General features: G+C 54.2%; 26 protein-coding genes. 16 read left to right on the top strand and 10 right to left on the bottom strand.

Features of this window, described 5'->3' with window-relative positions; translation table 11 throughout:
- Positions 1-34: 34 nt before the first annotated feature.
- The 8 genes from dmsB (at position 35) to clcB (ending at position 7,372) form a co-directional block, all read left to right on the top strand.
- Positions 35-652, top strand: a complete 618-nt coding sequence (dmsB, locus tag OGX93_RS11235; RefSeq protein ID WP_012132456.1) for a dimethylsulfoxide reductase iron-sulfur subunit DmsB — start codon at positions 35-37, stop codon at positions 650-652.
- Between the two features lies 1 nt (position 653).
- The gene (locus OGX93_RS11230) at positions 654-1,511 is read left to right on the top strand and encodes a dimethyl sulfoxide reductase anchor subunit family protein (RefSeq protein WP_286449598.1); all 858 of its coding nucleotides are present in this window, start codon (positions 654-656) and stop codon (positions 1,509-1,511) included.
- Positions 1,512-1,552: 41 nt separating this feature from the next.
- Positions 1,553-2,167: a Tat proofreading chaperone DmsD gene (dmsD, locus tag OGX93_RS11225; protein WP_024130349.1), complete on the top strand. Its 615-nt coding sequence runs from the start codon at positions 1,553-1,555 to the stop codon at positions 2,165-2,167.
- A gap of 305 nt (positions 2,168-2,472) precedes the next feature.
- The gene (gene osmY / locus OGX93_RS11220) at positions 2,473-3,183 is read left to right on the top strand and encodes an osmoprotectant ABC transporter permease OsmY (protein WP_012132459.1); all 711 of its coding nucleotides are present in this window, start codon (positions 2,473-2,475) and stop codon (positions 3,181-3,183) included.
- 27 nt (positions 3,184-3,210) lie between these two features.
- On the top strand, positions 3,211-4,113 hold the full coding sequence (gene osmX, locus OGX93_RS11215; RefSeq protein ID WP_286449599.1) for an osmoprotectant ABC transporter substrate-binding protein OsmX: 903 nt from the start codon (positions 3,211-3,213) through the stop codon (positions 4,111-4,113).
- A 9-nt stretch (positions 4,114-4,122) separates the two neighbouring features.
- Positions 4,123-4,770, top strand: a complete 648-nt coding sequence (osmW, locus tag OGX93_RS11210) for an osmoprotectant ABC transporter permease OsmW (protein WP_012132461.1) — start codon at positions 4,123-4,125, stop codon at positions 4,768-4,770.
- On the top strand, positions 4,770-5,918 hold the full coding sequence (gene osmV / locus OGX93_RS11205) for an osmoprotectant ABC transporter ATP-binding protein OsmV (RefSeq protein ID WP_047457187.1): 1,149 nt from the start codon (positions 4,770-4,772) through the stop codon (positions 5,916-5,918). The genes osmW and osmV overlap by 1 nt, the downstream gene beginning before the upstream one ends.
- 164 nt (positions 5,919-6,082) lie before the next feature.
- Complete coding sequence (clcB, locus tag OGX93_RS11200; RefSeq protein ID WP_048902388.1) at positions 6,083-7,372, top strand: voltage-gated ClC-type chloride channel ClcB; 1,290 nt, start codon at positions 6,083-6,085, stop codon at positions 7,370-7,372.
- Here clcB and bioD read toward each other — a convergent pair.
- From bioD to ynfL, 3 genes are all read right to left on the bottom strand, one after another.
- Positions 7,328-8,023, bottom strand: a complete 696-nt coding sequence (bioD, locus tag OGX93_RS11195) for a dethiobiotin synthase (RefSeq protein WP_024130350.1) — start codon at positions 8,021-8,023, stop codon at positions 7,328-7,330. The genes clcB and bioD overlap by 45 nt on opposite strands.
- Positions 8,024-8,148: 125 nt before the next feature.
- Entirely contained in the window at positions 8,149-9,369 is a 1,221-nt protein-coding gene (gene mlc / locus OGX93_RS11190) for a sugar metabolism global transcriptional regulator Mlc (RefSeq protein ID WP_012132466.1), read from the bottom strand.
- Positions 9,370-9,497: 128 nt separating this feature from the next.
- Positions 9,498-10,397 carry a multidrug efflux transcriptional activator YnfL/SxtR(Kp) gene (gene ynfL / locus OGX93_RS11185; RefSeq protein WP_130028383.1) on the bottom strand — a complete coding sequence of 300 codons (900 nt, stop codon included), beginning with the start codon at positions 10,395-10,397 and terminating at the stop codon, positions 9,498-9,500.
- Between the two features lie 120 nt (positions 10,398-10,517).
- Between ynfL and ynfM the strand changes: the two genes are divergently transcribed.
- The gene (ynfM, locus tag OGX93_RS11180) at positions 10,518-11,771 is read left to right on the top strand and encodes a multidrug efflux MFS transporter YnfM/SxtP(Kp) (protein ID WP_012132469.1); all 1,254 of its coding nucleotides are present in this window, start codon (positions 10,518-10,520) and stop codon (positions 11,769-11,771) included.
- A gap of 57 nt (positions 11,772-11,828) precedes the next feature.
- Here ynfM and OGX93_RS11175 read toward each other — a convergent pair whose 3' ends face one another.
- Positions 11,829-11,921: a KPN_01571 family protein gene (locus tag OGX93_RS11175; protein ID WP_208855431.1), complete on the bottom strand. Its 93-nt coding sequence runs from the start codon at positions 11,919-11,921 to the stop codon at positions 11,829-11,831.
- A gap of 133 nt (positions 11,922-12,054) precedes the next feature.
- Entirely contained in the window at positions 12,055-12,744 is a 690-nt protein-coding gene (locus tag OGX93_RS11170; protein WP_047457198.1) for a CPBP family intramembrane glutamic endopeptidase, read from the bottom strand.
- Between the two features lie 175 nt (positions 12,745-12,919).
- Between OGX93_RS11170 and OGX93_RS11165 the strand changes: the two genes are divergently transcribed.
- The 4 genes from OGX93_RS11165 to OGX93_RS11155 all read left to right on the top strand — a co-directional run bounded on the left by OGX93_RS11165 (position 12,920) and on the right by OGX93_RS11155 (position 15,923).
- Positions 12,920-14,410 carry a carboxypeptidase M32 gene (locus OGX93_RS11165; RefSeq protein ID WP_286449600.1) on the top strand — a complete coding sequence of 497 codons (1,491 nt, stop codon included), beginning with the start codon at positions 12,920-12,922 and terminating at the stop codon, positions 14,408-14,410.
- 160 nt (positions 14,411-14,570) lie between these two features.
- A complete protein-coding gene (gene asr, locus OGX93_RS11160) occupies positions 14,571-14,834 on the top strand; it encodes an acid resistance repetitive basic protein Asr (protein WP_047457204.1) in 264 nt (87 codons plus the stop codon).
- 88 nt (positions 14,835-14,922) lie between these two features.
- Positions 14,923-15,003 (top strand): small membrane protein YdgU, encoded by an 81-nt coding sequence (gene ydgU / locus OGX93_RS22350; protein ID WP_455549893.1) that lies wholly within the window; start codon positions 14,923-14,925, stop codon positions 15,001-15,003.
- 101 nt (positions 15,004-15,104) lie between these two features.
- Positions 15,105-15,923 (top strand): trypsin-like serine peptidase, encoded by an 819-nt coding sequence (locus OGX93_RS11155; RefSeq protein ID WP_110494281.1) that lies wholly within the window; start codon positions 15,105-15,107, stop codon positions 15,921-15,923.
- Between the two features lie 45 nt (positions 15,924-15,968).
- On the opposite strand, the gene mdtI is transcribed toward OGX93_RS11155, so the two are convergent.
- The 3 genes from mdtI to OGX93_RS22345 all read right to left on the bottom strand — a co-directional run bounded on the left by mdtI (position 15,969) and on the right by OGX93_RS22345 (position 16,932).
- Positions 15,969-16,298 (bottom strand): multidrug/spermidine efflux SMR transporter subunit MdtI, encoded by a 330-nt coding sequence (gene mdtI, locus OGX93_RS11150; RefSeq protein WP_012132478.1) that lies wholly within the window; start codon positions 16,296-16,298, stop codon positions 15,969-15,971.
- Positions 16,285-16,647 carry a multidrug/spermidine efflux SMR transporter subunit MdtJ gene (mdtJ, locus tag OGX93_RS11145; RefSeq protein ID WP_012132479.1) on the bottom strand — a complete coding sequence of 121 codons (363 nt, stop codon included), beginning with the start codon at positions 16,645-16,647 and terminating at the stop codon, positions 16,285-16,287. Before mdtJ ends, mdtI begins: the two co-directional genes overlap by 14 nt.
- Positions 16,648-16,758: 111 nt before the next feature.
- A complete protein-coding gene (locus OGX93_RS22345) occupies positions 16,759-16,932 on the bottom strand; it encodes a protein YdgV (protein ID WP_012132481.1) in 174 nt (57 codons plus the stop codon).
- 136 nt (positions 16,933-17,068) lie between these two features.
- Between OGX93_RS22345 and OGX93_RS11140 the strand changes: the two genes are divergently transcribed.
- A complete protein-coding gene (locus OGX93_RS11140; protein ID WP_047457210.1) occupies positions 17,069-18,103 on the top strand; it encodes an AI-2E family transporter in 1,035 nt (344 codons plus the stop codon).
- Between the two features lie 60 nt (positions 18,104-18,163).
- Here the strand turns inward: OGX93_RS11140 and pntB are convergent, their stop codons facing one another.
- On the bottom strand, positions 18,164-19,552 hold the full coding sequence (gene pntB / locus OGX93_RS11135) for a Re/Si-specific NAD(P)(+) transhydrogenase subunit beta (protein WP_012132483.1): 1,389 nt from the start codon (positions 19,550-19,552) through the stop codon (positions 18,164-18,166).
- A 10-nt stretch (positions 19,553-19,562) separates the two neighbouring features.
- On the bottom strand, positions 19,563-21,092 hold the full coding sequence (gene pntA, locus OGX93_RS11130; RefSeq protein ID WP_071258296.1) for a Re/Si-specific NAD(P)(+) transhydrogenase subunit alpha: 1,530 nt from the start codon (positions 21,090-21,092) through the stop codon (positions 19,563-19,565).
- Between the two features lie 525 nt (positions 21,093-21,617).
- On the opposite strand from pntA, the gene ydgH reads away from it, so the two are divergent.
- Both ydgH and OGX93_RS11120 read left to right on the top strand, forming a co-directional pair.
- Positions 21,618-22,562, top strand: a complete 945-nt coding sequence (ydgH, locus tag OGX93_RS11125) for a DUF1471 family protein YdgH (protein WP_012132486.1) — start codon at positions 21,618-21,620, stop codon at positions 22,560-22,562.
- Positions 22,563-22,851: 289 nt separating this feature from the next.
- Positions 22,852-24,234, top strand: coding sequence for an amino acid permease (locus OGX93_RS11120; RefSeq protein ID WP_200053637.1), 1,383 nt, complete (start codon positions 22,852-22,854; stop codon positions 24,232-24,234).
- Positions 24,235-24,242 lie beyond the last annotated feature (8 nt).

Here is a 24,242-nt window from a genome sequence, read left to right as displayed (position 1 = left end):
CTCGTTCAGGTTGAGAAGGTATAAGGAGTAACCGATGACAACCCAATATGGATTTTTTATTGACTCCAGTCGTTGCACCGGTTGCAAAACCTGCGAACTGGCCTGCAAAGACTACAAAGATTTAACCCCGGACGTCAGCTTCCGCCGCATCTATGAATATGCGGGCGGCGACTGGCAGGAGGATAACGGCGTCTGGCACCAGAATGTCTTTGCCTACTATCTTTCCATCTCCTGCAACCACTGCGAAGACCCGGCCTGCACGAAAGTGTGCCCGAGTGGCGCGATGCACAAACGCGAGGACGGCTTTGTGGTGGTGGATGAGGACGTCTGCATCGGCTGTCGCTACTGCCATATGGCCTGCCCGTACGGTGCGCCGCAGTACAACGCCGCCAAAGGCCACATGACCAAATGCGACGGTTGTCATGACCGCGTTGCCGACGGCAAAAAACCGATCTGCGTCGAGTCCTGCCCGCTGCGCGCGCTGGACTTTGGCCCGATAGAAGAGCTGCGGAAAAAACATGGCACGCTGGCGGCCGTTGCGCCGCTGCCGGGCGCGCACTTCACCAGACCGAACATTGTGATTAAACCCAACGCCAACAGCCGCCCGACCGGGGATACCACGGGTTATCTGGCAAATCCGAAGGAGGTATAAAATGGGAAATGGATGGCATGAATGGCCGCTGGTGCTGTTTACGGTGTTCGGTCAATGCGTTGTCGGCGCATTGATTGTCAGCGGTCTGGGCTGGTTTGCGGCGAAAGACGATGCGGCCAGCAGACAGCGTATTGTGCGCGGTATGTTCTTTTTATGGGTCGTCATGGGGCTGGGTTTTCTGGCGTCGATCATGCACCTCGGCTCGCCGTTCCGCGCGTTTAACTCGCTTAACCGGGTAGGCGCTTCCGCGCTGAGTAATGAAATTGCCGCTGGCTCTGTCTTTTTTGCCGTAGGCGGTTTCTGGTGGCTGGTGGCTGTGCTCGGCAAAATGCCGGAAGCACTGGGCAAAATCTGGCTGCTGGTCAGCATGGTACTCGGGGTGGTATTTGTCTGGGCAATGACGCGAGTCTATCAGATCGATACCGTTCCTACCTGGTATAATGGCTACACGACGCTGGCATTCTTCCTGACGGTGTTCCTGAGCGGGCCGCTATTTGCGGCGCTGATATTGCGCGCCGCGCGCGCCAGATTCAACGGCACGACGTTCGCAAGCATCAGCGTGCTGGCGCTGTTAGTCTGCGTGGCCGTAATCATCATGCAAGGCATGTCGCTTGGGGCAATCCACAGCTCCGTGCAACAGGCGAGCGCGCTGGTTCCAGACTATGGCCGCTTACAGGTCTGGCGCGTAGTGCTGCTTGCTGCCGGGCTGGGTTGCTGGATATGCCCGTTAGTACGCCGCAAAGAACCGCACGTCGTCGGATTGTTGCTGGGGTTAATCCTGGTGCTTGGCGGCGAAATCATAGGTCGCGGATTGTTTTACGGCCTGCATATGACCGTCGGAATGGCCATTGCAGGTTAACTTACGCGTGCGGGGAAACCCGCACCTTTCAGGATGGTTTCATGACTTCTTTTTCACAACGTGACGATTTTTCTATGGCTGCACGCGTGCTGGGCGCGTTGTTTTATTATGCGCCAGACAGTACCGAAGCCGCCCCGTTGGTGTCAGCGTTAAAAACCGACGGCTGGCAGGCGCAGTGGCCACTTTCACCGGAGGTTCTGGCGCCGATTGCGGCGGTTTTTCAGGCCGACATCGAGGAGCCGCTCCCGCAAGCCTGGCAACGTCTGTTTGTCGGTCCCTGGGCGCTTCCGTCGCCTCCCTGGGGATCGGTCTGGCTGGACCGTGAAAGCGTGTTGTTTGGCGAGTCTACGCTGGCATTACGCCAGTGGATGCGGGACAACGGCATCCAGTTTGAGATCCAGCAAAATGAACCGGAAGATCATTTTGGTTCCCTGCTGCTGTTGGCTGCCTGGCTTGCGGAAAATGGTCGTCATAGCGAATGCGAACAATTGCTGGCCTGGCATCTGTTGCCGTGGTCTGCGCGCTTCCTGGCGGTTTTCATCGAAGGCGCAAACCATCCATTTTACCAGGCGGCAGGTGAGCTGGCACAGCAAACGCTGGCGCAGTGGCAGTCTCAGTTGCTGATCCCTGTCGCCGTAAAACCGCTGTTTCGCTAATGCTTTTTCAGGCAGGGCGCGCCCTGCCTTTATCGTCAAAAACCGGTTGTTTCCCCTTCCCGATAAGTGACAACGTCACTTTAACTTTCCATTTTTAAGACAATTCTTCACATTCGCGCACATCCTTAGCCCTGTAAGGGCAAATGAGCAACGGGCATGCATAGCCTGCTAATTTAAATACCTGTCTCGCTGGAATCCTTCCCGACGTGTTGCTATAGCTCAAAACACCCTGCCGCTACATGGCATAACAACACGCAACGTCTCTTTCGTTGCCATAACGCATGCAAACAGGGAGACACACCGCAATGCACACTTTTACGTTAAAACGCGTGCTCGGGTTTACTGGCGCGATCGCTCTTGTGCTGGCGCTGCTGGTTTGGGGAGTGGGTCTGGAAACCATTAAAGCGCGTCAGGTTGATCTGCTTTATTTGGGCAAACAGCATTTACTCCTCGTCTTTACCTCCATGTTCTTCGCCTTAGTTATCGGTATTCCCAGCGGCATTTTACTGAGCCGTCCGGCAGCCAAAGGATTCGCCGAATACGTAATGCAGCTCTTTAATGTAGGCAATACTCTGCCGCCTCTGGCCGTACTGGCACTGGCGATGGTGATTATCGGCATTGGCGACGTTCCGGCGATTTTCGCGCTGTTCCTCGCCTCGCTTCTTCCTGTCGTGCGCAATACCTACGCCGGGCTTTGTTCTGTTCCCGCCTCCCTGATTGAAGCCGCGAACGGCATCGGTATGACGAAATGGCAGCGTCTGCGCCAGGTTGAACTGCCCAATGCCTGGCCGGTGATGCTTGCTGGGATTCGGATCGCGACGGCGATTAATGTGGGTACGGCCCCGCTGGCGTTCCTGATTGGGGCCAGCAGCTACGGCGAGCTGATTTTCCCCGGCATTTACCTCAATGACTTCCCGACGCTGATTCTGGGCGCAACGGCAACCGCTCTGGTGGCGCTGATTCTCGACAGCCTGCTTGCCCTGCTTGGCCGCATCCTCAGTCCGCATACGGCCTGATACAACGATAAGAATAAGGAGCGCTGAATGACATTAAAAAAACATCTGCTGGGATGGCTTGCCGCCGCGTTGCTCGTTACCGGACAGGCTCAGGCGGCCCCGTTGATCCTTGCAACCAAAGGTTTTACCGAACAACACATCCTTTCCGCCATGACCGTGCAGTACCTGCAAAAAAAGGGTTTTCAGGTTCAGCCGCGCACCAACATTGCGGCGGTGATTTCACGTAATGCCATGGTGAATAAGCAGATTGATATCACCTGGGAATACACCGGCACGTCCCTGATCATTTTTAACCACATTGATAAACGGATGAGCCCGCAGGAATCCTACAATACCGTCAAACGCCTGGATGCGAAGCTCGGACTGGTATGGCTAAACCCGGCGAATATGAATAACACCTACGCGTTCGCCATGCAGCGCAAACGCGCCGAAGCAGAGAACATCAACACCCTGTCGGAAATGGTGGCGAAAATCGAACACATCCGCCAGACCGACCCTGACAATAACTGGATGTTAGGTCTCGACCTTGAGTTTTCCGGGCGCAGCGACGGGATGAAGCCGTTGCAGGATGCCTACCAGATGCAGCTTGACCGTCCGCAGATTCGGCAAATGGACCCGGGTCTGGTCTATAACGCCGTGCGCGACGGCTTTGTGGACGCCGGTCTGGTGTACACCACGGATGGCCGGGTGAAGGGTTTTGACCTCAAGGTGCTGGAAGATGATAAAGGCTTCTTCCCAGGTTACGCTGTCACGCCTGTCGTCCGTAAAGAGATACTGGATGCCCATCCGGGGCTGGATGATGCGCTGAATACCCTTTCCGGGCTGCTCAATAACGACGTCATCTCGACGCTTAATGCGCAGGTCGACATCGATCACCAGTCACCCCAGCAGGTTGCGCGCACATTCCTGCAACAAAAAGGTCTGCTGTAAGGAGCGCTTATGGATACGATTCATTACATGATGGATAACGCGGGTTATCTGACGAGCCTCACTCTTCAGCATTTGTGGCTGGTTGCGCTGGCCGTCGGTCTGGCGATTATCATTGGCGTGCCGCTGGGCATTCTGATTGTTCGTCATAAATGGCTGGCTACGCCGGTGTTAGGGGCGGCGACGCTGCTGCTCACTATCCCGTCCATCGCATTATTTGGTTTGATGATCCCGCTGTTTTCGCTGATCGGTCAGGGGATTGGCGCCCTTCCCGCAATTACCGCCGTTTTTCTTTACTCGTTGCTGCCGATTGTGCGCAACACGCACACCGCGCTCGACAGTTTACCGCCGGGCTTGCGCGAAGCGGGACGCGGAATTGGCATGACGTTCTGGCAGCGTCTGCGCTGGGTAGAAATTCCGATGGCCCTGCCGGTGATTTTTGGCGGGATTCGCACTGCCGTCGTCATGAATATCGGCGTGATGGCCATCGCCGCCGTTATTGGCGCTGGCGGCCTGGGGTTACTGTTACTGAACGGCATCGGCGGGAGTGACATCCGCATGTTAATCGCCGGTGCGCTGATGATTTGTCTGTTGGCCATTGTGCTCGACTGGTTGCTGCATCGCCTGCAAGTCGTACTGACACCTAAGGGGATACGATAATGATAAAACTGGAAAACCTCACCAAACGCTTTTCACAGAAGAACGGCCAACCGCTTAACGCCGTTGATAACATCAATCTGAACGTGCCGGAAGGTGAAATGTGCGTGCTGCTTGGGCCGTCAGGCTGCGGCAAGACCACCACCCTGAAGATGATCAACCGGCTGATCGCGCCCAGCAGCGGCAATATTTTCATTAACGGACAAAACACCAGTGCGATGGATACCGTCACGCTACGGCGCAACATTGGCTACGTGATCCAGCAAATTGGCCTGTTTCCCAACATGACCATCGAAGAGAACATCACGGTTGTCCCGCGTATGCTGGGCTGGGATAAAACCCGCTGCAAACGTCGCGCGGAAGAGTTAATGGACATGGTGGCAATGGATGCGAAAAAGTTTCTGCATCGCTATCCGAAAGAGATGTCTGGCGGTCAACAACAGCGCATCGGCGTGATCCGCGCGCTGGCGGCCGATCCCCCGGTGCTGTTGATGGATGAACCTTTCGGTGCGGTGGACCCGATTAACCGCGAGGTGATTCAGAATCAGTTTCTTGATATGCAGCGGGCGCTGAAAAAGACGGTGATGCTGGTCAGCCATGATATCGATGAAGCGCTGAAGCTGGGCGACAGGATTGCCGTATTTCGCCAGGGCCGCATTATACAGTGCGCCAGCCCGGATGAATTGCTGGCAAAACCGGCGAATGAATTCGTCGGCTCATTTGTCGGTCAGGATCGTACGCTAAAACGTCTTCTGCTGGTTTCGGCGGGCGACGTAACCGACCAACAACCCACCCTGACCGCCCGCACCGCCACCTCGCTGGCAGAGGCGTTCGGCATCATGGACGATAATGATATTCGCGCGATCACCGTTGTCGACAGCGACGGCAAGCCGCTTGGCTTTGTGAAGCGTCGTGAAGCCAGGAACGCCAACGGCACCTGCGCGGATATAATCCACCCGTTTCGCGTCACCGGAAAAGCGGAAGACAACCTGCGTATTGTGCTGTCGAAACTGTACGAGAGTAACACCAGCTGGATGCCCATTGTCGATGAGGAAGGACGCTATAACGGCGAAATCTCGCAGGATTACATTGCCGATTATCTCAGTTCAGGCCGCACCCGTCGGGCGCTGAATATTCACGAAAGTAGCTAAACGCCGGATGGCAGCTACGCTTTACCTGGCCTACGGAGCACATTCTTGTCGGGCCGGTAAGCGAAGCGCCATCGGGCAGTTCCCCCTGCGCACGCAGTGCTTTTGCGTCCCGCGCTGTTTACCCGCAAAATAGACACTCCTGAAAATGCCTGTGTGGTCTGCCCATGCACCGCCTACATACATACCCTGACCTGCGAGCGATGTTTCGCCGCCTGTTAATCGCGACAATAATTGGCATCCTTGCCGCACTGGCGGTAGCCGGGTTTCGTCACGCCATGCTGGTGCTGGAATGGCTTTTTTTACGTAACGATACGGGAAGCCTGGTGAATGCCGCGACAAACCTTTCGCCCTGGCGACGACTGATCACCCCCGCCGTGGGCGGCCTCGCGGCAGGTGCGCTGCTCTGGGGCTGGCAGAAAATGAATCAACAACGCCCCCATGCCCCCACCGACTACATGGAAGCCCTGCAAACAGATGGGCAATTCGATTACGGGGCAAGTCTGGTGAAGTCCCTTGCTTCGCTGCTGGTCGTCGCCAGCGGTAGCGCCATCGGGCGCGAAGGGGCCATGATCTTACTGGCAGCGCTGGCGGCATCCTGTTTTGCTCAGCGTTGCACCCCGCGTGAAGAGTGGAAATTGTGGATCGCCTGCGGCGCTGCGGCAGGGATGGCCAGCGCGTATCACGCCCCGCTGGCGGGCAGCCTCTTTATCGCGGAAATCCTGTTTGGCACGCTGATGCTGGCGTCGCTGGGCCCCGTTGTGATTTCCGCCGTCGTGGCATTACTGACCACCCATTTGCTCAGCGGCGGTAATGCCCTGCTCTATACGGTTCACCTGTCACTGGATTTACATGTGCGGGAATATGCGATGATTATCAGCACCGGGCTGGTGGCTGGCGTCTGCGGGCCGCTGTTTATGTGGTTAATGACCACCACTCATAACGGTTTTATTCGGCTGAAATTATCGCCTCCGTGGCAACTGGCGCTGGGCGGATTCATCGTTGGCTTACTATCCCTGCTGACGCCGGCCGTCTGGGGAAATGGCTACAGCGTCGTGCAGTCATTTTTGCTCTCCCCGCCGCTGCTCTCCGTGATCGCCGGGATCTTCATCTGCAAATTACTCGCCGTACTCGCCAGCAGCGGTTCCGGTGCGCCCGGCGGCGTCTTTACCCCCACGCTGTTCATCGGCTTGTCGATTGGTATGTTATACGGTCGGATGTGGGGATTCTGGCTTCCGGGAGCGGATGAGATGGCAATATTGCTGGGATTAACAGGAATGGCGACGCTGCTGGCGGCAACAACACACGCGCCGATGATGTCGACGCTGATGATCTGTGAAATGACCGGGGAGTATCGGCTACTCCCCGGATTACTGATTGCCTGCGTGGTGGCGTCGGTCTTATCGCGAACGTTACGCGAGGACTCGGTCTACCGACAGCACACTGCCGAGCATTGACAGACGGATATATTGCCCCAGCTCGCGTTGTTCGGCACGCGGCAAATAAGGCAGTTCGCCAATCAGCGGCGCAGGCAGTTTTTTGCTTAACACATCAATGATTTCGGCATAATGCGCCAGTCCGGGATTGATGCGGTTCGCCACCCAGCCGATCAGCGGTAATCCGTCATTGGCGATAGCCTGTGCGGTCAGCAGCGCATGGTTAATGCAGCCTTCCTGAATCCCCACCACCATCAACACCGGTAACTGCTCCTGCACGACCCATTCAGATAACGGACGCAGGTCGTTCATCAGGCTGCGCCAGCCGCCGGTGCCTTCCACCACGACGTGGTCAACCTTTTCGCTCAGGCTGGCAAGCCCGTTAGATAACAGGGTGTAATTGATCGGACAGCTATGCGCCACGCTGCTTTCGTCTTCGCTCAGCGCAATCGGATTGATCGCCTCATAAGGCAGCTCAATAGAAGAGACGCTCTGCAACACCAGCGCATCTTTATTGCGCATGCCTTCCGGCGTCTCTTTGCTGCCTTTCGCAACGGGTTTATAACCTGCGACGCTTTTGTTCCCTGACGCTAACGCTTGTAGTAATGCGCGGGAAACCACTGTCTTCCCAACAGAAGTGTCTGTACCTGTAATAAAGAAACGCTTCAGCATCACTAACTCCACCGTTATGCTTCGAAAATATAAGCCAGGAAAATAATACAGTGGAGAAAGTCTAAGGTATGACAATCGCGATCAGCTTGCGTTAGCGCAAATTTTCGTACGACAGTTAAAAAATGTTAACCCTGTAATAGACGAATCAACAAAGAACCGTTATACATCGCGTCTTTTACCAGTGCGGCGCCCGCCATCGTCCCTTGATTGGAAAACTGCGTGCTTTCAACGGCGATATGCTTGCTATACGCCGGCAGCGCCTGTTGACGGATGCTGTCCGCAATTGCCGGAAAAAGGATTTCCGCCGCTTTGCTCAGCGGCGAACCGATCAGAATTTTTTGCGGATTAAATAAATTCACCATGATCGCCAGAATGCGGCCAACATGCATCCCGACGCCGCTAATGATATCTTTCGCCAGCAAATCCCCCTGCACCGCCGCCTGGCACAGCGAATCTACCGTCAGCGGCTGCCCGTGCAGCGAAGAACTCATCGACTGATTGAGTCGCAGCTGCGCCAGTTCAAGCACGCTGTCCACGCTGGCGATCGTTTCCAGACAGCCGTGGTTCCCGCAGTAACAACGTTTACCGTAGGGGTCGACCTGCGTATGGCCGATCTCCACCAGACTGCTGCTGCCCGCATGCAGTAAGTGGCCGTCGGTAATCACGCCAGCCCCAACGTTGTGATCAATCACCACCTGAATAACATCACGCGCGCCGCGCGATGCGCCAAAAAGCGCCTCAGCCATCGTCCAGGCGCTGATATCATGCTGAATATAGACCGGTACGCCGGTGTGGTGTTCGAGGGTTTCCCCCAACGGCATCTCTTTGACATCGTCGTAAAACGGCATGCGGTGCACAATGCCATTCTCAGTATCAATAATACCGGGTAAGGTGATGGCGATAGAGGTCAGGCGTTCGAGTTTTTGCTGGTGACGGATAAAAAACTGATCGACCATAAAAATGATGCGTTCAAGCAGCGGAGTCTCAGAAACCAGCGGTAGCTCAAGGCACTCCTCCACCACCAGCTTGCTGCTCAGGTCACGCAGGGCGAGAAAAATCTCGCCACGGCTGATACGAATAGACAAATAGTGCCAGGCCTCGGTTTCCACCACCAGCCCGACCGCCGGGCGACCACGGCTTCCCGCCTCTTTGATCTCCAGCTCCTGAACTAAATGCGCTTCGAGCATTTCGCGAACAATTTTAGTGATACTGGCAGGCGCCAGTTGCGCCAGACGAGAAAGATCAATTCGCGACACGGGGCCCAGCTGATCAATCAGGCGATATACCGCGCCAGCATTGGTCTGCTTGATTTGATCGATATGCCCTGGCTGACTATCAGCAACCACCTCTGACTCCCTTTATTTTCGCGCTCCGAAATAATCTGTGGGCTATGGTGAATGACTTCAATAGTTGTCGTCAACTTTTTACTTAGCCGTGTGATTTACTGCACATTTTCATCCCTTTTTAAACTAAATTAAGCGCGCTTTGCGGCCATTAAAAGTTGATGGCGAAATCGTTGCGCAGCGTGACTTTGTTCATGATGTTTCGGCCATACCAGCCACATTTCCGACACGGCGTCCGCTTCGGCAATGGGCACCCAACGCATTTCATCAAGCTGTACCCGCTTAAACGAGGCGGGCAGGATCGACACCCCCAGCCCTGCGGCTACCAGCCCGATAATCGTCATCGCCTCTCCAACCTCCTGAGTGATCGCCGGAGTGAGATGGTAACGGCGCATCAGGCCGAGAATATCGTCATACAACCCCGTTCCGACATGCGGATCAAAAAAGACAAACGGTTCTTTCGCCAGCTCCGCCAGCGTCACGACCGGCTTTTGCGCCAGCGGATGTTCACGGGGGATCATCGCCAGCAACGGTTCATGCAGAATCACTTCCCAGTCCAGCGTATCCGGCAATGAGGTATTGCGCAGTAACCCCATATCCAACGCGCCTTCATTAAGCGGCGCAATCTGCTCGCGAGTGTTCATTTCACGGGTCTGCATATGCACATCCGGGTAGTCCTGGCGAAACAGAGACAGCGTATCCGAGACGGCTTTAATAAACGGCGCGGATGAGGTGAAGCCAATGCGCAACTCGCCGGTCTCCCCCTGATGCAAGCGTTCCGCGCGGGCGGCGGCCTCATTCACCAGCCCAAGGATCTGCCGACTGTCTGCCAGAAACTGCTTACCCGCCGCCGTCAGCGCAACGCTCCGGTTGGTTCGCGCCAGCAGCCGTGCGCCAATCTGCTGCTCAAGGGTCTGGATCTGCTGGCTTAGCGGGGGTTGAGAGATGTTCAGCCGCGCAGCCGCCCGGCCAAAATGCAACTCTTCCGCAACCGCCACAAAGTAACGTAGATGACGAAGTTCAATATTCATATTTTATAAATATTATTTGAGATTATTAATATATTAGACAGAATATTTTGATTTTCCTACTCTTAGCACTGAGGTCATACCCGTCACCATAATCACGGGGATGTTGAGCAAGGATTTCAAGTGAGTCGTATTACTGCTGTCGACACCGCAACGGCGAGCGATGTTGATGAACACATTATTTCCCAGCCGGTTCAATATATAAAACGTGGTACATCCCAGTTTATGCGCGTTACGCTGGCGCTATTCTCCGCCGGGCTGGCGACGTTCGCCCTTCTCTATTGCGTACAACCGATACTGCCTGTGCTGTCCCATGAATTTGGCGTCTCTCCCGCCAGCAGCAGTATCTCGCTTTCCATCTCCACCGGCATGTTAGCCATCGGGCTGCTGTTTACCGGCCCGTTGTCCGACGCGATCGGCCGCAAACCTGTAATGGTGACGGCGCTGCTGCTGGCCTCCTGCTGTACGCTGCTTTCCACCATGATGACCAGCTGGCATGGCATTTTAATCATGCGCGCGCTGATAGGCCTGTCGTTGAGCGGCGTCGCTGCGGTAGGCATGACCTATTTAAGTGAAGAGATCCATCCCAGTTTCGTCGCCTTCTCAATGGGGTTGTACATTAGCGGCAACTCGATTGGCGGCATGAGCGGGCGTCTGATCAGCGGCGTATTTACTGACTTTTTTAACTGGCGCATCGCACTGGCGGCGATCGGCTGTTTCGCGCTGGCGTCCGCATTGATGTTCTGGAAAATCTTGCCGGAATCCCGCCATTTCCGACCGACTTCATTACGCCCCAAAACGCTGTTCATCAACTTCCGCCTTCACTGGCGCGACAGGGGCCTGCCGCTGTTATTCGCAGAAGGCTTTTTGTTAATGGGGTCGTTTGTCACGCTATTTAACTATATCGGCTATCGGTTGATGCTTTCGCCCTGGGAACTCAGCCAGGCCATTGTGGGGCTTTTATCGGTGGCTTACCTGACGGGCACCTGGAGTTCGCCTAAAGCAGGCGCCATGACGACGCGTTATGGTCGCGGGCCGGTGATGTTATTCTCAACCGGCGTGATGTTGTTCGGGCTGTTAATGACGCTGTTCACGTCGCTATGGCTGATTTTCGCCGGAATGCTGCTCTTCTCCGCCGGATTCTTTGCCGCGCATTCGGTGGCAAGCAGCTGGATTGGCCCACGCGCGAAACGCGCCAAAGGCCAGGCATCTTCCCTGTATCTCTTCAGCTATTACCTGGGTTCCAGCATTGCCGGGACGTTAGGCGGGGTATTCTGGCACAGCTATGGCTGGAACGGTGTGGGCGGGTTTATCGCGCTGATGCTGCTTCTGGCGCTGCTGGTTGGCTCCCGCCTGCATCATCGTCTGCACGTTTGATAAAGAGAAGCCCGGGTCGAGCCCGGGCATTCTTTACAGCTCAACCAGCGCTTTGGATTACCACAATCCCAGGATGGAAGAAGCCCCCATCAATTCCCTGACGGCATCCAGTGCCAGAAGAGCAAAGATAACCCAGATAATTGGATTCATCATGCTGTGTGTATTTATTTTTATTGTTGAGATTTGACTTTACCCCGCGCGATAGCCAAAAGCGAGACCGGAAGATAAAACTACCTGTAATGGTGGGCAACACTGACGATATCGCTTCCGAATGCCGTAAATATCACCCGGAGGATAATAAGACCTGAACGCCATATTGTATCCCGATCACCGTCGCATTCATTAATATATGCAGGGTAACAGGCATTAATAACCCTTTAGATTTGACTCTGGCGACAATAAGCACCTGCGATATTAAAAATAACATCAATAATGTTCTGATATCGGCGTACTGCGTATGCATCAGCGCAAACAGCGTTGAAACGGCAAGCGACGTCGCCCACACCTTATCATTGAACCAGTACTGAAAGGCGTTGAACAGACACCCTCTGAAGACGATTTCCTCGTAGACCGGGACGAGGAAAATCAGTGACAGGTTGGTCAGCCAGAAAGCGTAGTTATGCAATGAAACCTGCGTCATGACCCACGCTTCTGTTTTTCTCATCCCCAACATAGCAGGTAAAAGAAACTGGATGATCAGAATGGCGCCAAACAAAATAACAAACCACTTTGCACTCAATGTGCCTTTTCCCAGACCGTCTCTTTTTCTAAAAAAGAGATAATACAGCGGGACCAGAATAAGAAACTCCAGCACAAACATCAGCGGTAAAAGTAACCCACTTTCCATTAATTGCGCACTGCGGGTAAAAAACAGTGGCGTAAATGTAATACCAAACATCAGCATAAACATAGAAAAGCAGCCTGATACTGCTTTTGTCCTGACAATATAGGCGTTATTGATTTCCTGTTGCATCCCTGTTCCCTGTTAATATTTCACCAGTGTGCTTCACGACACCGCCATTTATGATAAGAAGTATCATTATCACTTACAACCTACCAACATTTCTGCCATCGTTGCCATCAGCGCATAAACATGTATGAATCAGGGTAAACTCCTCACATTCGCAGAACACGACGGGAACACAACAATGTCCAACAAGAGCCACTACCAACAACTCACCCGCACTTTCCAGCGCCTCTCCCGCTTTTCGCATCTCTCCGCTATCGCCAGTTGGGATATGTTCACCATGATGCCTCCCGGTGGAAGCACCGCGCGAGGCGAAGCGCTGGCCGAGCTGAACGTGCTGGAACATCAGTTATTGACTGACCCGAAGGTTGCGCAGTGGATAGCCGCCGCCGGGCAGGAAGATTTGAACGATGTTGAGCAGGCGAACCTGCGTGAAATGGCGAGGCGGCACCATCAGGCGGCCCTGCTGCCTGAGTCACTGGTGGAGGCGAAATCACTGGCGGGGAGCCGGTGTGAACACGCATGGCGGAGTCAGCGTCCGGCGAATGACTGGCAAGGATTTGCGCAGAATCTGAAAGAGGTTGTGAAATACAGCCGTGAAGAGGCAAAACTTCGCGCCGAAGCTAAAGGATGTTCGCCCTACGATGCCCTGCTGGATATTTTTGAGCCCGATATGACCAGCGCCCAACTGGATGTTCTGTTTGCGGATGTCAAAACCTGGCTTCCCGATTTGTTAAACCGCGCGGTGTCAAAACAGTCACATCAGCCACTGATTGCGCCGCTCGGCCCGTTCCCGACGGCGCTACAGCGTGAACTGGGACTGGAAACCATGTCGCAGTTAGGGTTTGATTTTAACGCCGGTCGGCTGGACATCAGCGCCCACCCGTTCTGCGGCGGCGTGCCGGAAGATGTGCGCATCACCACGCGCTATGATGAAAATGAATTACTCAGCGCGCTCTTTGGCGTGATCCACGAAACGGGGCACGCCCGCTATGAACAGAATCTGCCCCACGCCTGGCAGGGTCAGCCGATCGCGTTTGCCCGCTCCACGGCCATCCATGAATCCCAGAGCCTATTTTTCGAGATGCAACTGGGTCGCAGCACGGCGTTCCTCAAACGGCTCATTCCCGCCGTTAAACGTCATTTTGGCGATCAGCCCGCTTTTGAAGAAGCGAATTTCATTGCCTGGAATCAGCGGGTGAAACCGGGCTTTATCCGCGTGGATGCCGACGAAGTGAGTTATCCTGCCCATGTTATCTTGCGCTATGACATTGAACAGGCGCTGATTAACGGCGACATCGAAGTGGATGATATTCCCGCACTGTGGGATGAAAAAATGCAGGCCTGGCTGGGGCTGTCAACCGCGGGAGATTACCGTAACGGCTGTATGCAGGACATCCACTGGACCGACGGCGGCTTTGGCTACTTCCCGTCTTATACGCTGGGCGCCATGTATGCCGCACAGCTGTTTAGCGCCGCCCATAGCGCATTGCCGGATCTGCATAATCAGATTGCGCAAGGCGATCTCAGCGCCTTGTTTGACTGGCTGCGACAAAATATCTGGCAGCACGGCAGTCGCTTTACTACCGCGCAGCTGATCGCTCAGGCCACCGGAGAACCGTTGAGCAGCCGTTACTTCCGGGCGCATCTGGAATCACGCTATTTGTCATGATGTCTCTTATTTGCCCGATAGCGTCAATCTGTCGGGCCGGTTGTACATACCGTTACACGCCGATACCAATGACTCACGGAAGCCCTCGATTTACAGCGATATAGTGATTTCACCGGCCCCGCAGTGGGGTTGAATAAAAAACCAAATCGAGGGTATCAGAATGAAAAAAGTATTAGCTCTGGTTGTTGCCGCTGCTATGGGTCTGTCTTCTGCTGCATTTGCTGCTGAAACGGCAACGTCCACGACGGCTCCGGCTGCGGCACCCGCTAAAACCGCACCGGCAAAAACCACGCATCACAAAAAACACCACAAAGCAGCAGCGACTCAGAAAGCGCCTGAACAAAAAGCGCAGGCAGCGAAAAAACACACCAAAAAAGCGGTAAAACATACTGCGGCTAAACCGGCAGCTAAACCGGCGGCATAAGGCACTGGCGAGTTCTATGGCGCTCCCCCGCGCCATAACACACGGCGCTAAATCATCGGGTTTAGCGCCGTTTCTTCGGAGGGTTAACGTGTTTCGTTACCGCTTTGAGTTGATTCTCACCATGCTTATATTATGCGCCCTTATTGCCACGCATTTTTATATTTCCTGAATGTAGTTATCTGATTTTACTCCCACTTTCCTGCCGTCACGTCTATAGTATTCACTGAGGGTTTGCTTTTAATAATCATAATTACCCACACAGAGTGTGATATGCATAAAACCATTGCGGTATTACTGGGCGTAATTTGTCTTTCCCCTGTTGTTGCTCATGCGGATGAGGCAGATACCACCACGGATACCCGTGAAACCAAAACGTTATTTTTTGACCATGACGATCGGGTCAAGGTTGAAGATCCGACGCAGTCGCCGTGGGACGCTATTGGTCAACTGGAAACCGCCAGCGGCAACCTGTGTACCGCCACGCTCATTTCATCTCATCTGGCGCTCACCGCCGGACACTGCTTGTTAACGCCGCCGAAAGGGAAGCCAGATAAAGCCGTGGCTTTGCGTTTCGTATCGCAAAAAGGTCTCTGGCGTTATGAAATTCACGGTATTGAAGGTCGGGTCGATCCGTCGCTGGGAAAGCGCTTAAAGCCTGATGGCGATGGCTGGATTGTCCCTCCGGCCGCCGCGCCGTGGGATTTTGGTTTGATTGTGTTGCGTTATCCGCCGTCCGGCATTACTCCACTGCCCTTATTTGAAGGCGATAAAGCCGCGCTAACCGCTGCCCTGAAAACCGCCGACCGCAAAGTGACGCAGTCAGGTTACCCGGAAGATCATCTTGATACGCTTTACTCGCATCAGGATTGCCTGATTACCGGCTGGGCGCAAAACGCGGTGCTCTCTCACCAGTGCGACACGCTGCCCGGCGACAGCGGTTCTCCGTTAATGCTGCATACCGACGCTGGCTGGCAGTTGATTGGCGTACAAAGTTCCGCTCCGGCGGCAAAAGATCGCTGGCGGGCTGACAACCGCGCGATTTCCGTCACCGGCTTTCGCGACAAGCTGGAAGCGCTGGCTCAGGAATAGATGATGGTTCCCGTGCGCTGCCCGCCGTAACGGGCAGCATAGCTGTCAGGCCAGTTTTATCATGATCATGCCGATAAGCAGCAATACCACGCCTACCCAGCCTTTGTTGTTCAGACGCTGTCCAAAAAGCACCCACCCGGCTGCCAGCGTGGCGGCGATACCAAATCCGCCCCACAACGCATATGCCACCGAAAGATCAATGCCTTTCACCGCCTGAGAGAGCGCGCTGAAGGCCGCCAGCACCGCGGCCAGCGACAGAATGCCATAGAACTTGCGACGAAAGCCGTCAGAAAATTTCAGGAACACGTTAGCGACGATTTCCAGAACGATCGCCATCGCCAGCCACGCGGCATGAACCCACTCAAACTGCGGCATGCGTCGCCTCCTTCGCGGCGTTTACTGGCTTGCGCGTACCCGATTTGATCAGCGCGATCCCGAATACCAGCGTAACCAGACCCGCAATTTTCATGGCCGATAAGGCTTCGTCAAATAACAGCACGCTAAACAGCGTAATAAATAAAATACCGATGCCTTCCCACAAGGCATACGCCACGCCAAGCGCAATTTTTTTTACGGCAAAAGAGAGAAAAATATACGACAGCGTAATCATGACCAGCATTAAAATAAAACCCGTGTTGCCATTGCTTACGCTTGCCCATTTCATCGACAGCGTTCCGGTAATTTCAGCCGCAATGGCAAGGGCTAATAAAATCCAGTAAAACATGGTGCTTCTCCTGCTTGAGAATATAGTCCTTCGGGCCTGCTGCATGCAGCAAACCAAAAAATAAAATGAATTAGCCAGGCGCGTAACGCCAGCTCAGGCAGAAGTAAGGGACTAAAGCGCGTTGCGCCAGTGCTGCTCACCAGCAAGCAGGAAAGAGGAAGAAGTGCGAAGAAGTACGGTCTGTGTAGAAAAAAACGTCCTGAACATATTGTCCATAATATTACAATTATCCGCAGTGTTGCTTCTCGTCATCGCGGATGAAAATTGTCCTCGGTAGTTAAACACGTCTGATTTGTACCACAGCCTTAGAATTAACTCAAAACCTTTTCACTTCTTTACCCGCGCCGTTTGATTTTTGTTAGCACAGCCCGACAAAAATCACATTATTATAAAGAGTAAGAACAAAAATTCAGGAATTATCATGGCAAAACCGATCATCACGCTTAACGGCCTGAAACTCGTAATCATGCTGGGAATGCTGGTCATCATTCTCACCGGTATTCGCTTCGCTGCCGATATTATTGTGCCGTTTATTCTGGCGTTATTTATTGCGGTGGTACTGAGTCCGCTGGTGCAGCGCATGGTCAGGCTTCGCATCCCGCGGGTTTTGGCCGTATCGATACTGATCGGGATTATCGTGATGGGCATGGTGTTGCTGCTGGCCTATCTCGGCACATCGCTAAATGAGTTAGCCCGCACGCTGCCGCAATACCGCTCATCATTGGTTGTGCCGCTGAAAAACATTGAACCGTGGCTACAGCGCCTGGGCATCGGCGTCTCGGTGGATGAACTGGTGAAATATATCGACCCTAACGCCGCCATGACGCTGGTGACGAATTTGCTGGCGCAGCTGTCTAACGCCATGTCATCCATTTTCCTGCTCTTGTTAACCGTGGTCTTTATGCTGCTGGAAGTTCCGCAATTGCCCGGTAAACTCCAGCAGATGATGGCCAGGCCGGTTGAAGGTATGGCCGCGATTCAGCGCGCAATCGACAGCGTATCGCATTATCTGGTGCTGAAAACGGCGATCAGCATTATCACGGGCGTTGTGGTCTGGGGAATGCTGGCGCTGCTGGAAGTTCGTTTCGCATTCGTTTGGGGACTGTTGGCTTTCGCACTTAACTATATCCCCAATATTGGCTCGGTTCTGGCCGCAATCCCGCCTATTGCGCAGGTTCTGGTGTTCAGCGGTCTTTATGACGCGCTGGTGGTGCTGACGGGGTATCTGATTATCAATCTGGTGTTCGGGAACATCCTTGAGCCCCGCATCATGGGGCGTGGATTGGGCCTTTCCACGCTGGTGGTTTTTCTCTCCCTGATCTTCTGGGGGTGGTTATTAGGCCCTGTCGGCATGCTGCTTTCCGTACCGTTGACGATCATCGTTAAGATCGCGCTGGAGCAAACCTCCGGCGGGCAAAGCATTGCCGTCCTGCTCAGTGATTTGAATAAAACCTGATCTCTTCAGATGTAAAAACGGCCTCCTGAGAGGCCGTTTTATGACTTGCGTCGGTAAAGATTAAAGCGCTTTCAGAATCGCATCCACGCTGGCTTTCGCATCGCCAAACAGCATATGCGTGTTGTCTTTAAAGAACAGCGGGTTCTGCACCCCGGCATAGCCGGTATTCATCGAGCGTTTAAACACGATAACGTTTTGCGCTTTCCAGACTTCCAGAACCGGCATACCGGCAATCGGGCTACGCGGATCGTCCTGCGCCGCCGGGTTCACCGTGTCGTTCGCGCCGATAACCAGCACCGTATCGGTGTCAGCGAAGTCGTCGTTGATTTCGTCCATTTCCAGCACGATGTCATACGGCACTTTCGCTTCCGCCAGCAGTACGTTCATGTGACCAGGCAAGCGCCCCGCAACCGGGTGGATGCCAAAACGCACCTTGATACCGCGCGCGCGCAGTTTCTCGGTGATTTCCGCCACCGGATACTGCGCCTGCGCAACCGCCATGCCATAGCCAGGGGTAATGATGACCGAGTGCGAATTTTTCAGCATATCAGCCGTGTCTTCCGCCGTGATCTCACGGTGCTCGCCCGCGACCTGATCGTCGCCAGTAGAAGATCCATCGCTGCCGAAACCACCCGCGATAACGCTGATGAAAGAGCGGTTCATCGCCTTACACATGATGTAAGACAGAATCGCACCCGAAGAACCGACCAACGCGCCGGTGACGATCAGCAGGTCGTTACCCAGCATAAAGCCTGCCGCCGCCGCTGCCCAACCGGAATAGGAGTTCAGCATGGACACCACAACCGGCATATCCGCCCCGCCAATGGACGCCACCAGGTGCCAGCCGAAAGCCAGCGCAATAATGGTCATCACCAGCAGCGCCAGAACCTGCAAGCCAACGCTTTCGGTACGTACAAACACCACCAGCAGCAGGAAAGAAACCACCAGCGCCGCCAGGTTCATTTTGTGACGATTCGGCAGCATCAGCGGTTTGGACGAAATCTTACCGCACAGCTTGCCAAACGCCACCACGGAACCGGTGAAGGTAACCGCGCCAATGAAGATGCCGAGGAACACTTCCGTCAGGTGAATATTCACCAGAATCGGTTCCAGACCCGCCTCGTGGTACAGGTAGCTGTTAAAGCCCACCAGCACCGCCGCCAGGCCGACGAAGCTGTGCAGAATCGCCACCAGCTCCGGCATTTCGGTCATTTCAACGCGTTTCGCCAGACGGATACCGATCGCCCCACCGATAATCATCGCCACCAGAATCCAGGCAACGTTGCCGGTATCCGGGCCGAAGATCGTCGCCACCAGCGCAATCGCCATCCCGGCGATACCAAAGTTGTTACCCTGTCGGGACGTCTCATGCTTAGAGAGCCCGGCCAGACTGAAGATAAACAGGATCGCGGCAACAATGTATGCAGCTGTAACTAATCCTCCAGACATGTGTTACCCCTTAGTTTTTCCTGAACATTTTCAGCATACGCTGAGTCACGGTGAAGCCACCGAAAATATTAATGCTGGCGATAAGCACCGCGATAAAGCTCAGGAAACTCACCCAGCCTCCCTGGCCAATCTGTAACAATGCCCCGACAACGATAATCCCTGAGATGGCGTTAGTCACAGACATCAACGGCGTATGCAGCGCGTGCGAAACGTTCCACACCACGTAGTAACCCACCACGCAAGCAAGTGCGAAAACGGTGAAGTGGCCGAGGAACTCTTTCGGCGCCACGTCAGCCAGCCAACCAAACAGAATGATCGCCAGCGCCATCAGCGCATATTTACGCCACGGTGAAGCCGGTTTTTCCGCTTCTTTCGGCGCTGGAGCCGCTTGCGGCGCAGCCTGCGGCTGAGCAGACACCTGAATCGGCGGCGCGGGCCAGGTAATTTCACCGTCACGCACGACCGTTACGCCGCGCACAACCACGTCGTCAAAGTCGACGTCGATATTGCCGTCTTTCTCTTTGCACAGCAGTTTGAGCAAGTTGACCAGGTTGGTGCCGTAAAGCTGGGAGGATTGCGTCGGCAGACGGCCCGGCAGATCGGTGTAACCGATAACCTTCACGCCATTGTCGGTCGTAGTCACCTGACCGGCGACGGTGTATTCACAGTTACCGCCGTTTTGCGCGGCCAGATCGACAATCACGCTGCCGGACTTCATGGAATCAACCATCTCGCGCGTGATCAGCGTCGGCGCTGGTTTACCCGGGATTAGTGCGGTCGTGACGATAATATCGACCTCTTTCGCCTGCGCGGCAAAGAGTTCCATTTCCGCTTTAATAAACGCTTCGGACATCACTTTGGCATAGCCATCGCCGCTGCCCGCTTCCTCTTTAAAATCCAGTTCGAGGAATTCAGCGCCCATACTCTGAACCTGTTCTTTTACCTCTGGACGGGTATCAAACGCACGTACAATGGCGCCAAGGCTGTTTGCCGCGCCAATGGCCGCCAGACCTGCGACGCCCGCGCCAATCACCATCACTTTCGCTGGCGGCACTTTGCCCGCAGCGGTAATTTGCCCGGTAAAGAAACGACCAAATTCATGTGCGGCTTCCACAATCGCGCGATAACCGGCGATGTTGGCCATTGAGCTCAGGGCATCCAGCGACTGCGCGCGCGAAATACGCGGCACGGAGTCCATCGCCATCACGGTTACATTGCGTTCCGCGAGTTTTTGCAATAGCTCAGGATTCTGCGCCGGCCAGAGGAAACTCACCAGCGTCGTACCCGCATTCAGTAAAGGAATTTCATCGTCTTCCGGCGCATTGACCTTCAGGATGATCTCTGACTGCCAGACCGCATTTCCCTCTACAATTTCTGCGCCCGCTTCTGTAAATGCCTTATCGTCAAAACTTGCCAGTTGACCCGCGCCGCTTTCAACCGCGACGGTAAAACCCAGTTTCAGCAGTTGCTCAACCGTTTTTGGCGTTGCTGCGACTCGGGTTTCATTGGTTAACCGCTCTTTTGGTATGCCAATTCGCATAATGTTCCCTTCCATCGGTTTTTTTGATGATGGTTTGTCAGTGATCGCAGGATGCATACGCACGCCTGCGTAAGAGGTAAGTGCTACCCCGGAAAAATAAAACAGTAACAAACTCTCTATAACCTACTGAAAATAGCGCCTGTGATCTAGCGCCAAAAAACAGTATTTATTATGAAATTTGCAAAATATGAACGATTCAGCCCACAAACAGGAATAATGACCTTGAAATCACCTTCAGTGACCGATAATTCGCTCAAGCGAAGCGGCAAAACATGATTTAGCGCCATCGACATTCAATCGTTTAACATTAAATTAACTTATAAAATGCGTATGCTTTATCAGTTTTGCCGGTCAAGCGCCTGTTTTTTAGACATATCACCAAATGTTATCATTCTTGTCACTTCAGGCGGTACGATGAGTGAAAAATGACGCAGACATTTGCAGGGTTTAAATGCAATAATCAGCCACGTTTCTAGTCAATAACAATACCAGTACCTGGTTTGCGCAAGGCGAAGGATTATTTTTATGAAGCTTAAGAACACTCTCCTGGCGTCCGCACTGCTTTCTGCGACTGCTTTTTCCGTAAATGCAGCGACAGAACTGACGCCGGAGCAAGCGGCAGCACTAAAACCTTATGACCGCATTGTGGTCACCGGGCGTTTTAATGCCATTGGCGATGCGGTAAATGCCGTATCCCGCCGCGCAGATAAAGAAGGTGCAGCCTCTTTTTATGTTGTTGATACGTCCGATTTTGGCAACAGCGGTAACTGGCGTGTCGTGGCTGACGTTTATAAATCAGACGCGCCAAAATCCGACGCGCCTCAAAACCGTGTAATTAACGGTATCGTCGAATTACCGAAAGATCAGGCCGTGCTGCTGGAACCTTACGACACCGTAACGGTGCAGGGTTTCTACCGTAGCCAGCCGGAAGTGAATGACGCCATCACCAAAGCTGCAAAAGCGAAAGGCGCCTACTCGTTCTACATTGTGCGTCAGGTCGATGCCAACCAGGGCGGCAACCAGCGTATTACCGCGTTTATCTATAAAGAAGATGCGAAGAAACGCGTCGTCCAGAGCCCGGACGTTATTCCTGCTGATTCCGATGCGGGTCGCGCAGCGCTGGCCGCCGGCGGTGAAGCAGCGAAGAAAGTGGAGATTCCGGGCGTCGCGACGACCGCTTCTCCAAGCGCTGAAGTCGGACGCTTCTTCGAAACGCAATCCTCAAAAGGTGGACGTTACACTGTCACTCTGCCTGACGGAACGAAAGTCGAAGAGCTGAACAAAGCGACCGCTGCGATGATGGTGCCATTTGACAGCATCAAATTCACCGGCAACTACGGCAACATGACGGAAGTCTCCTACCAGGTTGCCAAGCGTGCGGCGAAGAAAGGCGCGAAATATTATCACATCACCCGCCAGTGGCAGGAACGTGGTAACAACATGACGATCAGCGCCGACCTGTATAAGTAAAGTACGCTCCCGCCATCCGGTGTTGTCATAACGCCTGATGGCGAGGCCAGGCATCTTATCCGGCCTACGTGTTAGTAGGCCTGATGAGCGTAGCGCCATCAGGCGCCAATACGATGCTGCCCTATGTGAAATCTACCCACCTTTAGCATTTTTAGTCACAAATGTTTCAGAGATCATTGCATGCGGTCTCTTCTCTCCGTAAAATCCCGCGCCTTAGTGGCTTTCACCATTTTTATGCGTTTTGCCAAAATAATTATTCTCCCACTCTCGTTTTTATAACTGGATACCGATGGAAAAGAAACTGGGACTGAGCGCGCTGACCGCGCTGGTTTTAAGCTCAATGCTTGGCGCAGGTGTGTTTAGTCTGCCACAGAACATGGCGGCGGTGGCCAGCCCGGCAGCGCTGCTGATTGGCTGGGCGATTACGGGCGTCGGGATACTGCTACTGGCTTTCGCTATGCTGATCCTGACGCGCGTTCGCCCGGAACTGGATGGCGGGATTTTCACCTACGCGCGCGAAGGTTTCGGCGAACTGATCGGTTTCTGCTCCGCCTGGGGATACTGGCTCTGTGCCGTTATCGCCAACGTCTCTTATCTGGTTATCGTTTTTTCTGCCCTGAGCTTCTTTACCGATACGCCGGAACTCCGCCTGTTTGGCGACGGCAACACCTGGCAGTCCATCATCGGCGCGTCGGTACTGCTTTGGGTGGTACACTTCCTGGTGCTGCGCGGTGTGCAAACCGCCGCCAGCATCAACCTGGTCGCGACGCTGGCGAAGCTGTTGCCGCTGGGGTTGTTCATCGTCCTGGCTATCATCATGTTTAAGCTCGATACGTTCAGCCTGGATTTCACCGGTCTGGCGCTGGGCGTTCCCGTCTGGGAGCAGGTTAAAAACACGATGCTCATCACGCTGTGGGTGTTTATCGGCGTGGAAGGCGCGGTTGTCGTCTCCGCCCGGGCGAGAAATAAGCGTGATGTCGGACGTGCGACGCTGCTGGCGGTTCTCGCCGCATTGAGCGTCTACCTGCTGGTGACGCTGCTCTCTTTAGGCGTCGTCGCCCGCCCGGAACTGGCGGAGATTCGCAATCCGTCAATGGCGGGTTTGATGGTGAAAATGATGGGGCCGTGGGGCGAAATCATTATCGCGGCGGGTCTTATCGTTTCAGTCTGCGGCGCTTATCTGAGCTGGACCATTATGGCGGCGGAAGTGCCGTTTCTGGCCTCAACGCATAAAGCCTTCCCGCGCATTTTCGCCCGCCAGAATGCGCAAGGCGCGCCATCGGCTTCGCTATGGCTCACCAACGCGTGCGTTCAGATCTGCCTGGTGCTGATCTGGCTCACAGGTTCGGATTACAACACGCTGTTGACGATTGCTTCAGAGATGATTCTGGTACCCTATTTCCTGGTCGGCGCGTTCCTGCTGAAAATCGCCGCGCGCCCTCTTCATCAGGCTGTAGGTGTCGGGGCCTGCATTTATGGCTTATGGTTATTGTATGCGTCCGGCCCGATGCACCTGTTGCTGTCGGTGGTACTGTATGCGCCGGGATTGTTAGTTTTCCTCTACGCACGCAAGACGCATACGCACGATAATGTCCTGAATCGTCAGGAAGTGATGTTGATCGGTCTGCTACTCATCGCCGCTGTTCCGGCTACGTGGATGTTGGTGGGGTAATCGTCGCC

The sequence above is a fragment of the Citrobacter sp. CK195 genome (assembly GCF_030333365.1).
Classification (GTDB): Bacteria; Pseudomonadota; Gammaproteobacteria; order Enterobacterales; family Enterobacteriaceae; genus Citrobacter_B; species Citrobacter_B koseri.
Note: the sequence above shows the minus strand (reverse complement) of the source record. Positions and strands in the feature narration are given on the sequence as shown.

What these genes read in the sequence shown, in the direction of transcription:
- dmsB (WP_012132456.1), top strand. Translation starts at nt 35, where the DNA reads ATGACAACCCAATATGGATTTTTTATTGACTCCAGTCGTTGCACCGGT.
- OGX93_RS11230 (WP_286449598.1), top strand. Translation starts at nt 654, where the DNA reads ATGGGAAATGGATGGCATGAATGGCCGCTGGTGCTGTTTACGGTGTTC.
- dmsD (WP_024130349.1), top strand. Translation starts at nt 1,553, where the DNA reads ATGACTTCTTTTTCACAACGTGACGATTTTTCTATGGCTGCACGCGTG.
- osmY (WP_012132459.1), top strand. Translation starts at nt 2,473, where the DNA reads ATGCACACTTTTACGTTAAAACGCGTGCTCGGGTTTACTGGCGCGATC.
- osmX (WP_286449599.1), top strand. Translation starts at nt 3,211, where the DNA reads ATGACATTAAAAAAACATCTGCTGGGATGGCTTGCCGCCGCGTTGCTC.
- osmW (WP_012132461.1), top strand. Translation starts at nt 4,123, where the DNA reads ATGGATACGATTCATTACATGATGGATAACGCGGGTTATCTGACGAGC.
- osmV (WP_047457187.1), top strand. Translation starts at nt 4,770, where the DNA reads ATGATAAAACTGGAAAACCTCACCAAACGCTTTTCACAGAAGAACGGC.
- clcB (WP_048902388.1), top strand. Translation starts at nt 6,083, where the DNA reads ATGCACCGCCTACATACATACCCTGACCTGCGAGCGATGTTTCGCCGC.
- bioD (WP_024130350.1), bottom strand. Translation starts at nt 8,023, where the DNA reads ATGCTGAAGCGTTTCTTTATTACAGGTACAGACACTTCTGTTGGGAAG.
- ynfL (WP_130028383.1), bottom strand. Translation starts at nt 10,397, where the DNA reads ATGAATATTGAACTTCGTCATCTACGTTACTTTGTGGCGGTTGCGGAA.
- OGX93_RS11175 (WP_208855431.1), bottom strand. Translation starts at nt 11,921, where the DNA reads ATGAATCCAATTATCTGGGTTATCTTTGCTCTTCTGGCACTGGATGCC.
- OGX93_RS11170 (WP_047457198.1), bottom strand. Translation starts at nt 12,744, where the DNA reads ATGCAACAGGAAATCAATAACGCCTATATTGTCAGGACAAAAGCAGTA.
- OGX93_RS11165 (WP_286449600.1), top strand. Translation starts at nt 12,920, where the DNA reads ATGTCCAACAAGAGCCACTACCAACAACTCACCCGCACTTTCCAGCGC.
- asr (WP_047457204.1), top strand. Translation starts at nt 14,571, where the DNA reads ATGAAAAAAGTATTAGCTCTGGTTGTTGCCGCTGCTATGGGTCTGTCT.
- OGX93_RS11155 (WP_110494281.1), top strand. Translation starts at nt 15,105, where the DNA reads ATGCATAAAACCATTGCGGTATTACTGGGCGTAATTTGTCTTTCCCCT.
- mdtI (WP_012132478.1), bottom strand. Translation starts at nt 16,298, where the DNA reads ATGCCGCAGTTTGAGTGGGTTCATGCCGCGTGGCTGGCGATGGCGATC.
- mdtJ (WP_012132479.1), bottom strand. Translation starts at nt 16,647, where the DNA reads ATGTTTTACTGGATTTTATTAGCCCTTGCCATTGCGGCTGAAATTACC.
- OGX93_RS11140 (WP_047457210.1), top strand. Translation starts at nt 17,069, where the DNA reads ATGGCAAAACCGATCATCACGCTTAACGGCCTGAAACTCGTAATCATG.
- pntB (WP_012132483.1), bottom strand. Translation starts at nt 19,552, where the DNA reads ATGTCTGGAGGATTAGTTACAGCTGCATACATTGTTGCCGCGATCCTG.
- pntA (WP_071258296.1), bottom strand. Translation starts at nt 21,092, where the DNA reads ATGCGAATTGGCATACCAAAAGAGCGGTTAACCAATGAAACCCGAGTC.
- ydgH (WP_012132486.1), top strand. Translation starts at nt 21,618, where the DNA reads ATGAAGCTTAAGAACACTCTCCTGGCGTCCGCACTGCTTTCTGCGACT.
- OGX93_RS11120 (WP_200053637.1), top strand. Translation starts at nt 22,852, where the DNA reads ATGGAAAAGAAACTGGGACTGAGCGCGCTGACCGCGCTGGTTTTAAGC.